Here is a 16,267-nt window from a genome sequence, read left to right on the forward strand (position 1 = left end):
GCCATGAAAATGAAAAGGCATACCGTACCATTTAAACTGGATAGTAGAAATTAGGTGTAGTGTCTAAACAAAAACAAAAGACACTGAAAATCATTCGTTTTCGAAAATAAACCGTCAAAGTCAGGAGAAAAGACAAGGGAGCCTCAAGGGGTTAATATCCGATTGTAAATCGCTGATGATGATGCTGTGGAGCTTCTAACTCATCAATCATTGCTTTTGCATAATCTTCTACAGATATCTTGCTTTCTCCATTTACATTTATGATCAGGTCATCAAGGCCAAGACGGTATTTTCCTGTTCTTTCTCCCGGTTCGATTGTTCCTGCCGGACTAAAGAAAGCCCAGTCTAACTCTTTTTCAGGGAGAAGTTTTTCTTTCAATACTTGCGCCAATGATTTTACAGCAGGTAATATTGCATCGGGAATAACACCGGAATCCAAGACTGTTTTTCCAGGCGAAACATAGAGACTTCCCGCCCCTCCTACGATCAGCAGTCGTTTAACACCCGCTTTCTTTACCCCATTAATAATAGAAGTATATCCTTTTTCCGTGTCTTCAACAATATTCGGATTTGTCCAGCCGGGATTATAAGCACTAATTACAGCGTCATATCCTTTCACCAGATCAACAACTGCATCTTCGGAAAAGATATCAGCAGCAACAGTTTGCAGGTGATCACTTTTTTCAGAAATCTTTTCAGGATGTCTGGCAACTGCGGTAACATTAATTCCTCTACTTAAAGCTTCTTTAAGTATGGCAGAGCCTACAAAACCTGTAGCTCCTATTAAAACAACTTTTTTCATACAATTCTAATCTTATTTATTTACTCAAACTTATTGTTTATAAAGCAACAAAACAAGAAGGAACATTGAGGTTAGGTAGTTACCTCAATGTAAGAATTACTGAATAACTGCACTTCGGACAAGCTATAAATCCTATTATTTACCGATTATTAACATTCCGTCGTTTGCCTAAACAGAGCTGTAAAACTGAAGATTATCTGTTTTTCACATGACAACCTATTAGGATTTAATAATATTTCCTATATTTGCACCCGCAATACAAACGCATAAATTAATTATTCAAACATGGCAACAAAAATTAGATTGCAAAGACACGGTCGTAAAGGGTATGCTTTTTATCAGATCGTAGTCGCAGACAGCAGGGCTCCACGTGATGGAAAGTTTATTGAAAGGATAGGTTCTTATAATCCGAACACTAATCCTGCTACAATAGATTTGAATTTCGAAAGAGCTTTGTATTGGCTACAAGTAGGTGCTCAACCTACAGACACAACTCGTAACATTCTTTCTCGTGAAGGTGTTTGCATGAAAAAGCATTTACTTGAAGGAGTGAAGAAAGGTGCTTTTGACGAAAGCGCTGCAGAAGCTAAATTCCAAGCTTGGTTAACAGATAAACAAGCCAGTATCCAATCTGTAAAAACGAAAGAATCTGAAGCGATAAGAGCTGTAGAAAAAGCTCGCTTAGAAGCAGAAAAAGAAACAAATAAAGCTATTGCAGAAAAAGTAGCGAAGAAAAAAGCTGAACTTGCTGCTGCTAAAGCAGAAGCTGAGGCAGAAGCGAACGCTGAACCTGCAGCAGAAGAAGCTGCACCAGCCGCTGAAACCGCTCCTGAAGCAAGCGCAGAATAAGTTCTGAGTTTAGTCATAAAGAAGAAGGCCGTCTCAAATACAATTGAGGCGGCCTTTTCTGTTGATCAAAAATGAATATAAGAATTTAATTATAACCTGACTCGTGAACATCTTTCACGGCGCGACCACTCGGATCATTCGTATTCTGAAAAGCTTTGTCCCATGCTAATGCTTCTGCAGTGGAACAAGCCACGCTGGGAACTGAAGGTACGCTACGAGCTGCACTTTCGCTCGGAAAGTGATCTTCAAAGATTGTACGGTAATAATACTCCTCTTTGTTTTGCGGCGGATTAATCGGAAAGCGTTGAGCGGCATGTGTCATATCTTCGTCGGAGACTGCTTCGGAAGTAATTATTTTCAATGTATCGATCCAGTTATAACCTACCCCGTCCGAAAACTGTTCTTTTTGTCTCCAAGCAATTTCTTCCGGTAATAAGTCGGCAAATGCCTCACGGAGGATCTTCTTTTCAATCACTTTTCCCGGCGCCATCTTCGCTTCGGGATTGAGGCGCATAGCTACATCAAGAAATTCTTTATCCAAGAATGGAACACGACCTTCTACCCCCCAGGCACTAAGGCTTTTGTTTGCTCTCAAACAATCGTACAGATACAATTTACTCAATTTACGGAGTGTTTCTTCGTGAAATGACTTTGCATCTGGTGCTTTATGGAAATACAAATAACCGCCGAAGACTTCATCTGCTCCTTCTCCGCTAAGCACCATCTTAATCCCCATACTACGAATAACACGGGCTATGAGATACATTGGAGTTGAAGCCCGCACCGTTGTTACATCATAAGTTTCAATATTATAAATCACATCGCGAACGGCATCTAAGCCTTCTTCTATAGTATAATGGATTTCATGATGAATCGTTCCTATATAATCGGCTACTTTTTTTGCCGCTTTCAGATCTGGTGCACCTTTCAATCCTATGGCAAAAGAATGCAACTGCGGCCACCATGCATCATCTTTACCATTTGTTTCAACACGTTTTGCGGCATATTTTTTCGCGATGGCTGATGTGATAGAAGAGTCTAACCCCCCGGACAATAACACGCCATAAGGCACATCACTCATCAACTGCCGATGAACGGCTGCTTCCAGAGCATCATGAAGTTCCTCAACACTTGCCGGATTATTCTTCACATTTTCATAGTCCATCCAATCGCGCGTGTACCATTTTGTCAACTCACGATCTTCGCTATAAAAATAATGTCCCGGCTGAAATTGTTTGTACTCTACAGCATATCCTTCAAGGCCTTTCAATTCCGAAGATACCATAAGATGTCCTTCACTGTCAAAACCGATATATAGTGGAATTACTCCTATCGGATCACGAGCTATCAAATAAACATCTTTCTCTTCGTCATAAAGAGCAAAGGCAAATATTCCGTTCAGGTCTTCAAGGAAAGCAGGTCCTTTCTTTTTATAAAGAGCAAGGATCACTTCACAATCTGATCCGGTCTGGAATTCATATTCATCTTTCAGTTGCTCCCGTATCTCAAGATGATTATATATTTCTCCGTTAACTGTCAGAATTAATTTACCGTCTTTACTCTTCAAAGGTTGTCCCCCCGAAGCCGGGTCAACAATAGAAAGTCGCTCATGAGCAAGAATGGCACTTTTCCCTACGTATATTCCGCTCCAATCGGGACCGCGATGACGAATACGTTTACTCATCTTCAACGTTTGTTGTCGCAAAGCCTTTCCCCTAGGCGACTGCACATCATCATGGATATTAAAAATTGCTGTAATACCACACATAATTCGTTGTTTTTGTTTTAGATTGAGAGTATATCAAAAATTATCCCCTCACGTTTTGACTCTATTATTTATTTTTTTTCTCTTTAAGGAAAGCATCAATAGCATCGGCAGCTTTATGTCCGGACGCCATGGCACGAACCACAAGACTTGCTCCTGTTATAGCATCTCCACAGGCAAATATTTTGTTATTTGCTGTTCGTAATTGTTTATCGACAGCTATGTTTTTACGCGCATCTGTGGCCAATTCCAGTTCTTTTATCAACCCTTCCTGTTCCGGATGTACAAAGCCCATCGCAAGAAAAACAAGATCAACCTCGATAACTTCCTTCTTGCCTGTCATCTTCATTTCCGGACGACCGCCCACAGCTGGTTTAATCCATTCTACCTCTTCCACCTCTACGGCTTTCAAGACATTGCGTTCACCAATAAAACGACAAGTAGCTAAGTTCCATCTCCGTTCGCAACCCTCCTCGTGGCTACTGCTGGTCTTCAGCACCTGCGGATACATTGGCCAAGGGGTTTCGGGGTTATGACCAACCGGTGGTTTAGGCATAATTTCGATCTGCAGAATACTTTTCGCTCCATGACGGTTTGAAGTACCCACACAATCACTTCCCGTATCCCCACCACCGATAACAAGCACTCTTTTACCTTTAGCGCTAATCTGATTTTTAGGAGGAACAGGTATTCCTTCCAGCATACGGTTCTGTTGGCCGAGAAATTCCATTGCAAAATGAACACCTTTCAAATTACGCCCTTCTACCGGCAAATCACGAGGAACTTCCGCACCAATAGCTACACATACCGCATCAAAGTTATCAACGACTTCACGGGCAAGAATCTCCTTTCCAACCATCGTATTTGTCTTAAAGATCACCCCCTCGGCAGTCATCAGGTCAATACGACGTTGAACAATATTTTTAGACAATTTGAAGTTCGGAATACCAAAACGCAACAAACCTCCCGGTAATTCGTCCTTTTCAAAAACAGTTACGGTATATCCTTTTCTGTTTAATTGATTAGCCACCACCAATCCGGCAGGACCACTACCGATAACCGCAACCGTCTTGCCATTACGTACCGGTATCTTTACATTTACATATCCTTCCCGAAACGCAGCTTCGGCAATGGATGCTTCATTCTCCCGAATAGTCACCGGAGAGTCTGCACTCAACTTCAACACGCAACTTTTTTCGCATGGTGCAGGACAAATACGGCCGGTAAATTCAGGAAAATCGCAGGTAAGAGACAAGACATGATATGCTTCTTTCCATCTTCCTTCGTACAATAGCTCCTGCCATTCAGGTTGTTTGTTTCCTACCGGACAAGCCCAATGGCAAAAAGGTATGCCGCAGTCCATACAACGCGATGCCTGTTTACGCCGATCGCTTGTATTGAGTGTTTGTTCTACTTCACTATAATCTTCTACTCTTTCTAAGACAGGACGATATCCGGCTTCCTGTCGAGGTATATTTAAAAACGCTTTAGGATTTCCCATTTTCAGACAATTAAACTTATTGATTAATAATCACGCTGCATTTCAGCAATCTTTTGCTGCAGCTTCTTCATCTGTTCTTCCTGAAGAACTTTCTTATATTCGATCGGAATTACCTGAATAAATTCATCCACGTACTTATCCCAATCATCAAGCATTTTTCCGGCTAAATGACTACCGGTATAATGGTAATGTTTACGAATCAGTCCGAGTAATTCCTTACGAGCCGGACTATCTTCAATAAGTGAAAGTTCGACCATCTCCATATTGCAGTAATAATCGAAATCACCGGCTTTGTTCCATACATAAGCGACACCACCACTCATACCGGCGGCAAAGTTCCGTCCCGTATTTCCGAGAACAACAACACGTCCTCCGGTCATATACTCACAACAGTGATCTCCGGCTCCTTCCACAACAGCTATGGCACCACTATTCCTGACACAGAAACGCTCACCTACACGGCCGTTTATATAAACCTCACCATCAGTTGCTCCATAGAGTAACGTATTTCCGGCAATCGTGTTCTGTTCGGCAACGAATGTTGACCGGATTGGAGGCATAAGGCTAATACGTCCTCCGCTAAGTCCTTTTCCAAGGTAATCATTCGATTCCCCTTCAAGACGGAAATGTATGCCGTGCGCAAGAAAAGCGCCAAAACTTTGTCCGGCAGAACCTTTAAACTTTACATTAAGCGTATTATCGGGAAGACCTTCATTTCCATAACGTTTTGCAATCTCTCCGGAAAGCATAGCCCCAACCGAACGTTCCGTATTGGTTATCGTATAATCCAAAGAAACTTCTTGTTTATTCTCAATAGCTGATTTAGCCTGACGAATAATTGTACGATCCTTTACATCATCAATAAGATGCACCTGTTTCGTCACGCGAAGAATCGCATTCTTTTTCCCCTCCTCCGGGAAATGCAATAAGAAACCAAAATCAAGTAAATCGTGTTTTACAACGCCATCAGACGGTTTACGAACAATTAAATCGGTACGTCCGATAACATCGTCTAATTTTTCATACCCCATTTCGGCTAAGTACTCCCTGACTTCTTCAGCCAAATACGTAAAGAAATTCACCAAGTAATCTGCTTTTCCAAGAAAACGTTTCCGTAGTTCTTCATCTTGAGTAGCAACCCCCACCGGGCATGTATTCATATGGCATTTACGCATCATCACGCAACCTAATACAATCAGCGCCGATGTTGCAAAACCAAATTCTTCAGCACCAAGAAGAGCCATCAAAAGAATATCTCGTCCTGTTTTTAACTGTCCATCAGTTTGCAAACGTACCTGTCCTCGAAGATTATTCATCACCAACGTTTGCTGAGACTCCGAAAGTCCGAGTTCAGGAGGCAAGCCTGCATAACGAATTGAACTAACCGGAGAAGCCCCTGTTCCACCTTCTGCTCCGGAGATAATCACACGATCTGCTTTTGCCTTAGCCACACCGGCAGCAATAGTCCCTACTCCACTTTCAGACACCAACTTAACACTGATCTCCGCACTTGGATTAACATTCTTAAGATCAAAAATCAGTTGTGCTAAGTCTTCAATTGAATAAATATCATGATGTGGAGGAGGTGAAATCAGCGATATACCCGGTATAGAATGTCTTGTGCGAGCAATAACGTCATTGACTTTATAGCCCGGTAGCTGTCCGCCTTCACCCGGTTTTGCCCCCTGGGCTATTTTTATCTGTATCTCGTCTGCATTAACTAAATATTCTGTCGTCACCCCGAACCGTCCCGAAGCAACTTGCTTGATAGCAGAGCGCAATAAGGATCCATCTTCACGCCGTTTGAAACGAGTCGGGTCTTCTCCACCTTCTCCGGTATTGCTTTTACCGTGAATCCGGTTCATGGCAATCGCCATTGTTTCGTGCGCTTCTTTACTGATAGAACCAAAACTCATTGCTCCGGTCACAAAACGTTTCATGATCTCGGAAACCGGTTCAACCTTATCTATATGTATCGACTTTCCTTTTTTAAAAGTTAGAAAATCACGTAAAAAAATAGGATTTTCCTTATTATCTACAGAAGAAGAATATTCCTTAAACTTCTTATAACTACCTAAGCGAGTCGCTAATTGTAATGACGCAATCGTTTCGGGGTTCCAGGCATGTTTTTCCCCATCCATACGGAAACTATATATACCCTTATGGTCAAGCATTTCATGAAGCTGTCCTTCAAATCCTTCCTGATGCAAACGTGCTATATCTCCGGCAATCTCTTCCAGACCTACTCCGCCAACATTGCTTGCAGTCCCTCCGAAATACGCTTTAGTCAAATCCTTACTCAACCCAACAGCTTCAAACAATTTTGCCCCACGATAACTCCGGATGGTACTGATTCCCATCTTACTCATGACCTTAAACAACCCTTTGCAGATCGCTTTTATATAATTCTTCTCTGCAGTTTCATAGTTTAACTGTATCTGATTCTTCTTGACAATATCGTCGATTAGCGCAAACGCCATATAAGGATTGACAGCACTGGCTCCGTATCCCAGAAGCAAAGCCGCATGCATCACTTCCCGCAACTCTCCGGTTTCTACGATGAGCGCTGTTTGAACCCGTTTCTGTACAGAAATAAGATGGTGATGGACTGCACTTACAGCCAAAAGAGACGGTATGGGAGCAAACGTTTCATCAACATTTCTATCACTCAGAATGATATAATTAACCCCGTCTGTTACGGACTGTTCTGCTTGTTTGCATAACTTATCCAACGTGGCTTTAAGCCCTTTCTTTCCTTTGCCGACTTCATACAATGTAGAGAGTTTCACGGCATTAAATCCTTTATAACGAATATTACAAAGAATGTCTAATTGAGTATTTGTCAAGATGGGATGATTCAATCGCACCATCTTGCAATGTTCTTCACTTGGCACCAATATATTTTCACCGACAGCTCCGATATATTCAGTAAGACTCATAACTAATTCTTCTCGAATCGGATCAATCGGCGGATTTGTTACCTGCGCAAACTGCTGACGGAAATAATTGTATAATAATTGAGGACGTTCGGATAATACAGCTAAGGGCGAATCGTTCCCCATTGATCCGACAGGCTCTGCTCCACCTGTACACATAGGAATCAGGATACGTTCCACATCTTCACGTCCATAACCAAAGGCACGAAGTTTTTTATCGAAATTCGTAACCGCATTACTTACTTTACGACCGGATCTCAGTTCGTTCAATTCCACACGGTTATTTGCCAACCAGGTTTTATAAGGCTTTGCCTCAGCCAACTGTTGCTTTAATTCACCATCGTAATAGATCTCCCCCTTCTCTGTATCAATCATCAATATCTTTCCAGGCTGCAAACGTCCTTTTTCCTTGATATTGTTTGGTTCAAAATCCATAACCCCCACTTCAGAAGCAACAAGCATTGTATTATCTTTTGTAATCAGATAACGAGCAGGACGAAGACCATTACGGTCAAGCATACCGCCGGCATAGCGTCCATCACTAAAAAGCAATGCCGCCGGGCCATCCCAAGGCTCCATCAAAATAGAATGGTATTCATAAAAAGCTTTTAGTTCTTCAGAAATAGGATTACTATCATTAAAACTTTCAGGCACCATCATCGCCATGGCGTGAGGAAGACTCATACCGGAAGCAACAAAGAACTCCAATACATTATCTAAAGATGCACTGTCACTCATTCCCGCCTGTATAATGGGTCGTATTTCTTCTATATTCGGAATTGCAGGAGAAGACAACACACTTTCCCGCGCTTCCATCCATCCGCGATTACCGCGAATTGTATTGATCTCACCATTATGTGCTAATAACCGAAAAGGCTGGGCAAGACTCCAGGTTGGAAATGTATTCGTACTAAAACGTGAATGCACCAAAGCAAGCCCACTGGTAAAATAATGATTCGTCAGATCCGGAAAATACTGCCGTAACTGCATGGACTCCAACATTCCTTTATAAACGATCATCTTTGTTGACAAAGATGCTACATAGAAATCTTCTTTATGTTTCAAAGACGATACTGATACCTTCTTTTCTACACGCTTACGAATCAGATAAAGTTTTAACTCAAGCGTCTGTTGATCATTACAACCTGTAATAAACAATTGCTTAATATCCGGTTCTGTTGATTGCGCTTCCGGACTAAGAATATCTGTATTAACCGGTATTTTACGAAGATGCATAAGAGAAAGACCTTCCTTCTCAACCTCTTCAATAAAAATACTCAAAATAACAGCTTGCTCTTCTTCATCTTTTGGTAAAAAGACTAAACCCGTACCATATTTCCCTTTTTCGGGAACAGGAATTCCCTGAAGTAAAATAAATTCATGGGGTATTTGTAGCAAAATACCGGCACCATCTCCGGTTTTGTTAGCCCCTTCGGCTCCACGATGGCGCATATTTTCTAAAACACGAAGAGCAGAATCTACAATATCATGTGATTTTTCACCTTGAATATTCACTAACATACCGACTCCACAAGCGTCGTGTTCGTTAGAAGGATCATACAAACCCCTCTTTTTATTAAAATGACTCATCATAACCATCTTTTGCTGACTTTGTGTTTAAAAATACACTATTAATAAATCTTTTTGAATAGCAAATATATTGTTTATATTTCTTTTAGAATAGAATATAAATCATTTTACAATCATTTAAATCATCTTTACAGAGAGAAAACTTACATATTAAAACAAAAAACACCAGTTATCCTTATAATCTAAAACAAAAAGTCGTTATTTTAACTAAAAACAAAAAGAAAAATCATTTTGATTTTATTTTTAATAATTTATTAACAAAAAGATATCCGATTAGACTTTTCACAAACACAAAGAATAATCAAACTTTCACGAGTCCACTCTATTTCAATACTCTTTAGGGTGATATCTAACCAGTAATTGATTTGTATGAATGTTTTCTGTAATAAATACAGAAAGGAATATGTTGAAAAATTGTATACAGGGTTGTTGCATTAGAAAGATAGATAAAATGGTAAAACCGGCATCTATTAAGATGCTATTGAATAAAAATTAAACAGGCAAACAATCATTTTTTTTATTTCGAGATGACTTTTTTGTTACAGAATGTCTGTATCTTTGCACCGGTATTAACGAATACAGTAATCATTTCATGGAAGAACTTAAGCACGAATGTGGCGTAGCTATGATACGACTGCTTAAACCGCTGGAATATTATCAGCAGAAGTATGGCAGTTGGATGTATGGGCTTAATAAACTCTATTTGCTGATGGAAAAGCAGCATAATCGCGGACAGGAAGGGGCAGGTTTAGCCTGCGTAAAACTGGAAGCAAGCCCCGGAAAAGAATATATGTTTAGAGAAAGAGCAGTCGGAACTGGGGCTATTACAGAAATATTTTCAGCAGTACATCAGAACTTTAAAGACATTCCTAAAGAAAAACGAGACGATCCGAATTACGCTAAAACAACACTTCCTTTTGCAGGAGAACTTTACATGGGACACCTGCGCTACAGTACCACCGGTAGATCCGGTATTTCTTATGTTCATCCATTTATGCGCCGAAACAACTGGCGCGCCAAAAACATAGCCCTTTGCGGCAATTTCAATCTCACCAACGTACACGATGTTTTCAACGAAATAACAGCAATAGGTCAGCATCCTCGCCAATATGCAGATACGTTTATCATGCTTGAACAAGTAGGGCATCGTTTGGACAGAGAAGTGGAGCGGTTATATCAGATAAGTGAAAATGCAGGCCGGAAAGGAATGGATATTACTCACGACATTGAGAAAGATATAAATATAGCCAATGTACTTAAACGCTGTGCTCCGTCCTGGGATGGAGGTTTTGTAATTTGCGGTGTTACCGGAAGCGGCGAGTCGTTCAGCGTACGTGACCCATGGGGGATACGTCCTGCCTTCTATTATGCAGATGATGAAATCGTGGTTGTAGCATCGGAACGTCCGGTTATTCAAACGGCTTTTAATGTGGAAGCAGAAAAAGTAAAAGAGATAGAACGGGGACAGGCTATTGTGATAAGGAATAGTGGAGAGATTCAACTGCACCAAATTGTAGAGCCAAAGGAATTAAAGGCATGCTCCTTTGAACGGATCTATTTTTCACGCGGCAGTGACAAAGATATATATAATGAAAGAAAGCATTTAGGCCGTAATTTAGTCAAACCAATCCTGAAAGCAATTGATTTTGACATTCAGCACACAGTATTTTCATTTATCCCGAACACGGCAGAAGTGGCCTATTTCGGAATGCAGGAAGGGTTGGAAGATTACCTGAATGAGAAAAAGAAAGAGGCTATTTCAAATTGGTCAAAGCTTTTTCCTGAAGAACTTGATCAAATACTTTCGATGAGAGTGCGTTGTGAGAAAGTAGCCATAAAAGATATTAAACTACGGACTTTTATTGCAGAAGGAAACAGCAGGAATGACCTGGCGGCACACGTATATGATATAACGTACGGCAGTCTGGAACCTTATGTAGATAATCTTGTAGTGATTGATGATAGCATCGTGAGGGGAACGACTCTGAAACAGAGTATTATCAGCATTCTTGATCGGCTTAACCCTAAAAAGATATTGATTGTCTCCTCTTCTCCACAAGTACGCTACCCGGATTATTACGGTATAGATATGTCGCGCATGAATGAATTCATTGCCTTTAAAGCTGCTGTGGCTTTATTGCATGAGAGAGGGCAGGCTCATATCATTCTGGAAAGTTATAAGAAAGCAAAAGAGCAGCAAGAATCAGAAAAATATCCTGTTAATTATGTGAAAGAGATTTATGCACCGTTTACTGATGAAGAAATATCGGTAAAGATGGCCGAACTGCTTACACCGAAAGAAACTAAGGCTAAAGTTGAAATCGTTTATCAAACAATTGATGGTCTTCATGATTCCTGTCCGAATCATCCGGGGGATTGGTATTTCACAGGTGATTACCCTACACCCGGTGGTACTCGCTTAGTAAACGAAGCCTTTATTCATTATATGGAAGAAGAGTATTTAGTCAAATGACAAAACATAGAGTTTTTATATGCAGATAGACAAAAAAGCAACTTTGATTCTGGACGACGGCAGCGTCTTTGAAGGCTATTCCTTTGGTTACGAAAAGTCTGTTGCCGGCGAGGTAGTATTTAACACAGCCATGATGGGTTACCCGGAGAGTTTAACCGACCCATCTTATGCAGGCCAGTTAATGACTCTCACCTTCCCTTTGGTTGGTAATTATGGAGTACCGGAACGTACATTTAATGATAACGGTATGGCAACATTTATGGAAAGTGAACGTATCCACGCTGAGGCAATTATCATTAGTGATTACAGTCGCGAATACAGTCACTGGAATGCAAAAGAAAGTTTGGGAGACTGGTTAAAAGGTGAAAAAGTTCCCGGTATTTATGGAATCGACACGCGGGCACTGACCAAATTGCTTCGTGAAAAAGGAAGTATGAAAGGAAAGATTGTCATCAACAATGAAGATGTAGAATTTATCGATCCGAATCTGATCAATCAGGTTGCTAAAGTATCTTGTAAGGAAGTGATTACTTATCCCGGACAGGAAGGCAGCAAACGAGTTGTATTGTTAGACTGTGGTGTCAAACACAATATCATCCGTAGTTTACTCAAACGAAATATTACGCTAATACGTGTTCCATGGGATTACGACTTTAATCAATTAGAGTTCGACGGTCTCTTTCTTTCTAATGGCCCGGGAGACCCGGATACCTGTGATGCGGCGGTGCAAAACATTCGCAAAGCATTGAAAGGAAATAAACCTATCTGCGGAATTTGTATGGGAAATCAGTTATTAGCCAAAGCGGGAGGCGCAAAGATATATAAACTCAAATACGGACATCGAAGTCATAATCAGCCCGTGAGGTTAGTCGGAACGAATCAGTGTTTTATTACTTCTCAAAATCATGGTTATGCGGTTGACAACGAATCATTAAGTATCGATTGGGAACCGCTTTTTATTAATATGAACGACGGCACCAATGAGGGTATCCGGCATAAGAGCAAGCCGTTCTTCTCTGCTCAGTTCCACCCTGAAGCCTGTAGCGGGCCTACGGATACGGAATTTATGTTTGACAAATTCGTAGAGATGTTATAAGTAAAAGAGTAAGCATGAAAGAAAATATAAAAAAAGTCCTGATACTCGGATCGGGCGCGCTAAAGATTGGAGAAGCCGGGGAATTTGACTATTCAGGCTCACAGGCATTAAAGGCGATTAAAGAAGAAGGCATTAAGACAGTCCTTATCAATCCAAACATCGCTACAGTACAAACATCGGAAGGAGTTGCGGATACAGTTTATTTTCTGCCCGTCACTCCTTTTTTTGTAGAAAAAGTTATTGAGAAAGAAAGACCTGAAGGTATTCTGCTTGCTTTTGGAGGGCAAACTGCGTTAAATTGCGGGGTCGCTCTTTATGAAAACGGGATCTTGGAGAAATATAATGTTCGTGTACTGGGAACTCCTGTTCAGGCTATCATGGATACGGAAGATCGGGAGCTGTTTGTACACAAATTAGATCAGATCAATGTAAAGACAATAAAGAGTGAGGCGGTAGAAAACAAAGAAGATGCCAGAAGGGCAGCGAAGGAATTAGGTTATCCGGTGATTATCCGTGCAGCTTATGCGTTGGGTGGACTTGGTTCAGGATTTTGTGACAATGAGGAAGAATTAGACGTCTTGGCTGAAAAAGCGTTTTCTTTCTCTCCGCAAGTGCTTGTAGAAAAGAGTCTGAAAGGTTGGAAAGAAGTAGAATATGAAGTCGTACGTGACCGTTTTGACAACTGTATTACGGTTTGTAATATGGAAAACTTTGACCCGCTGGGAATCCATACCGGTGAAAGTATTGTTATCGCACCATCTCAGACATTAACCAATTCAGAATATCATAAACTTCGTGAACTGGCAATACGGATTATACGTCATATCGGTATTGTTGGAGAATGTAATGTTCAATATGCATTCGATCCTGAAAGCGAAGACTACCGGGTAATTGAAGTAAATGCCCGATTGAGTCGCTCTTCTGCTCTTGCATCAAAGGCTACAGGCTATCCTCTGGCATTTGTCGCAGCAAAATTAGGACTTGGTTATGGTTTGTTTGATTTGAAAAATTCCGTAACCAAAACAACCAGCGCTTTTTTTGAGCCGGCATTGGACTATGTGGTCTGCAAGATACCACGCTGGGATTTAGGTAAATTCCATGGCGTAGCACGTGAGTTAGGTTCAAGCATGAAATCTGTGGGTGAGGTAATGGCGATCGGACGAACTTTCGAGGAAGCTATCCAGAAAGGTTTACGCATGATAGGACAAGGCATGCACGGATTTACTCAAAACAAAGAATTAAAGATTGATGATATCGATAAGGCATTAAGAGAGCCGACAGATACACGTGTATTTGTTATCAGTAAAGCTTTTGATGCAGGATACACCATTGATCAGATACATGATCTAACGAAAATAGATAAGTGGTTCTTACAAAAACTATACGGAATTTTTCAGACGAATCTGGAGCTGGAAAGTTATACTAAAGCAACGGACTTACCCGATGAGCTTTTCCGTTGGGCAAAGAAACAGGGTTTTTCCGACTATCAGATTGCAAAGGCCGTATTAAAGGATACTATAGAAGATTCTGAGTTAGGAATTCTTCAAATACGTCAAGAACGTAAGCGTCGTGGTATTCTTCCGGTTGTTAAGCAAATCGACACGTTGGCCGCTGAATATCCCGCTCAGACAAACTATCTGTATTTAACTTATGGAGGGACAGAGAATGATGTCACTTATCTGGGAGACAAACGTTCGATTGTTGTATTGGGTTCGGGGGCTTACCGGATTGGTAGTTCGGTAGAATTTGACTGGTGCGGTGTGCAGGCACTCGAAACTATCCGAAAAGAAGGTTGGCGGTCTGTCATGATCAATTACAACCCGGAGACTGTTTCAACGGACTACGATATGTGCGATCGCTTATATTTTGACGAGTTGACGTTTGAGCGTGTGATGGATATTTTAGAACTCGAAAATCCACACGGTGTGATTGTTTCAACAGGCGGACAGATACCAAACAATCTGGCAATGCGTCTGGACGAACAACATGTAAACATACTCGGAACAACGGCTAAGAGTATTGACAACGCAGAAGACAGACATAAATTCTCTGCTATGCTGGATCGTATCGGAGTAGATCAACCCCGCTGGAAAGAGTTAAGTAGCCTTGACGATATACATCAGTTTGTTGAAGAAGTAGGATTCCCTGTACTCGTACGACCGAGTTATGTTCTGAGCGGTGCTGCAATGAACGTCTGCTCAAACAACGAGGAATTGGAACGCTTCCTTCAGTTAGCTGCAAACGTAAGCAAGAAACATCCGGTAGTAGTCAGTCAGTTTATAGAACACGCTAAAGAAGTCGAAATGGACGCTGTAGCCGACAATGGAGAAATTATTCTATACGCTATCAGTGAACATATTGAATTTGCCGGCGTGCATAGTGGGGATGCGACAATCCAGTTTCCAGCACAGAAATTGTATGTTGAAACCATGCGTCGGATCAAACGCATCAGTAAACAGATTGCTAAAGAACTGAATATCTCAGGTCCTTTCAACATACAATATTTAGCTAAAGGCAACGAGATAAAGGTTATCGAATGTAATTTGCGTGCTTCTCGTAGTTTTCCTTTCGTAAGTAAGGTTCTAAAGATTAATTTCATCGAACAGGCAACACGAGTTATGCTTGGCTTACCGGTTCAAAAAGTTTGGAAAAACGAATTTGATCTGGATTATGTGGGAATTAAAGCTTCACAATTCTCTTTCAACCGCCTGCAAAAAGCGGACCCTGTATTAGGAGTGGATATGGCTTCTACAGGAGAAGTAGGTTGTCTTGCTGACGACACGAACGAAGCTGTATTAAAAAGTATGTTATCTGTAGGATTAAGAATACCTTCAAAAGGAATACTTTTATCAACAGGTACGCCCAAACAAAAAGTTGACATGCTCGATGCAGCTCGTATGCTTAAAGAAAAAGGATATCAGTTATACGCCACAGGTGGTACACACCGCTTCCTCGTTGAAAACGGAATTAATAGCATACACGTTAACTGGCCAAGCGAAACGGGAGAACCTCAGGCTTTAACCTTGATGAAGGAAAGAAAAATAGATATGGTAGTCAATATCCCTCGCGATTTAAGTGCAGGGGAGTTAGACAATGGCTATAAAATACGTCGCGCATCAGTCGATTTAAATATACCATTAATTACCAATGCGCGTTTAGCCAGTGCATTTATTCAAGCATTCTGTACGCTAACTATAGATGATATACAAATCAAGAGCTGGCAGGAATACGGAGCTTAACAGTAAACAAATAGAA

8 protein-coding genes are annotated in these 16,267 nt (G+C 41.0%); 4 read left to right on the forward strand and 4 right to left on the reverse strand.

Annotated features, from left to right (window positions below; translation table 11 throughout):
- Positions 1-151: 151 nt before the first annotated feature.
- Positions 152-802, reverse strand: coding sequence for an NAD(P)-dependent oxidoreductase (locus PHT93_RS03280; RefSeq protein WP_300239424.1), 651 nt, complete (start codon positions 800-802; stop codon positions 152-154).
- Between the two features lie 285 nt (positions 803-1,087).
- On the opposite strand from PHT93_RS03280, the gene PHT93_RS03285 reads away from it, so the two are divergent.
- The gene (locus PHT93_RS03285; protein WP_300239426.1) at positions 1,088-1,651 is read left to right on the forward strand and encodes a 30S ribosomal protein S16; all 564 of its coding nucleotides are present in this window, start codon (positions 1,088-1,090) and stop codon (positions 1,649-1,651) included.
- 85 nt (positions 1,652-1,736) lie between these two features.
- Here PHT93_RS03285 and asnB read toward each other — a convergent pair whose 3' ends face one another.
- From asnB to gltB, 3 genes are all read right to left on the reverse strand, one after another.
- A complete protein-coding gene (gene asnB / locus PHT93_RS03290; protein WP_300239428.1) occupies positions 1,737-3,419 on the reverse strand; it encodes an asparagine synthase B in 1,683 nt (560 codons plus the stop codon).
- A 64-nt stretch (positions 3,420-3,483) separates the two neighbouring features.
- Entirely contained in the window at positions 3,484-4,917 is a 1,434-nt protein-coding gene (locus PHT93_RS03295; RefSeq protein ID WP_300239430.1) for a glutamate synthase subunit beta, read from the reverse strand.
- A gap of 23 nt (positions 4,918-4,940) precedes the next feature.
- Entirely contained in the window at positions 4,941-9,452 is a 4,512-nt protein-coding gene (gene gltB / locus PHT93_RS03300) for a glutamate synthase large subunit (RefSeq protein WP_300239432.1), read from the reverse strand.
- Positions 9,453-10,035: 583 nt separating this feature from the next.
- Between gltB and PHT93_RS03305 the strand changes: the two genes are divergently transcribed.
- From PHT93_RS03305 to carB, 3 genes are read left to right on the forward strand one after another with little or no spacing between them, the layout of a single operon-like run.
- Entirely contained in the window at positions 10,036-11,916 is a 1,881-nt protein-coding gene (locus PHT93_RS03305; RefSeq protein ID WP_300239435.1) for an amidophosphoribosyltransferase, read from the forward strand.
- A gap of 19 nt (positions 11,917-11,935) precedes the next feature.
- Complete coding sequence (gene carA / locus PHT93_RS03310; protein WP_300239438.1) at positions 11,936-13,012, forward strand: glutamine-hydrolyzing carbamoyl-phosphate synthase small subunit; 1,077 nt, start codon at positions 11,936-11,938, stop codon at positions 13,010-13,012.
- Positions 13,013-13,026: 14 nt separating this feature from the next.
- Positions 13,027-16,251 (forward strand): carbamoyl-phosphate synthase (glutamine-hydrolyzing) large subunit, encoded by a 3,225-nt coding sequence (carB, locus tag PHT93_RS03315; RefSeq protein ID WP_300239440.1) that lies wholly within the window; start codon positions 13,027-13,029, stop codon positions 16,249-16,251.
- Positions 16,252-16,267 lie beyond the last annotated feature (16 nt).

The sequence above is a fragment of the Massilibacteroides sp. genome, from assembly GCF_028705895.1.
Taxonomy (GTDB): Bacteria; Bacteroidota; Bacteroidia; order Bacteroidales; family Tannerellaceae; genus Massilibacteroides.

Bases quoted from the DNA above. Each gene is read 5' to 3' on its own strand.
- PHT93_RS03280 (WP_300239424.1), bottom strand. From the start codon at position 802: ATGAAAAAAGTTGTTTTAATAGGAGCTACAGGTTTTGTAGGCTCTGCC.
- PHT93_RS03285 (WP_300239426.1), top strand. From the start codon at position 1,088: ATGGCAACAAAAATTAGATTGCAAAGACACGGTCGTAAAGGGTATGCT.
- asnB (WP_300239428.1), bottom strand. From the start codon at position 3,419: ATGTGTGGTATTACAGCAATTTTTAATATCCATGATGATGTGCAGTCG.
- PHT93_RS03295 (WP_300239430.1), bottom strand. From the start codon at position 4,917: ATGGGAAATCCTAAAGCGTTTTTAAATATACCTCGACAGGAAGCCGGA.
- gltB (WP_300239432.1), bottom strand. From the start codon at position 9,452: ATGGTTATGATGAGTCATTTTAATAAAAAGAGGGGTTTGTATGATCCT.
- PHT93_RS03305 (WP_300239435.1), top strand. From the start codon at position 10,036: ATGGAAGAACTTAAGCACGAATGTGGCGTAGCTATGATACGACTGCTT.
- carA (WP_300239438.1), top strand. From the start codon at position 11,936: ATGCAGATAGACAAAAAAGCAACTTTGATTCTGGACGACGGCAGCGTC.
- carB (WP_300239440.1), top strand. From the start codon at position 13,027: ATGAAAGAAAATATAAAAAAAGTCCTGATACTCGGATCGGGCGCGCTA.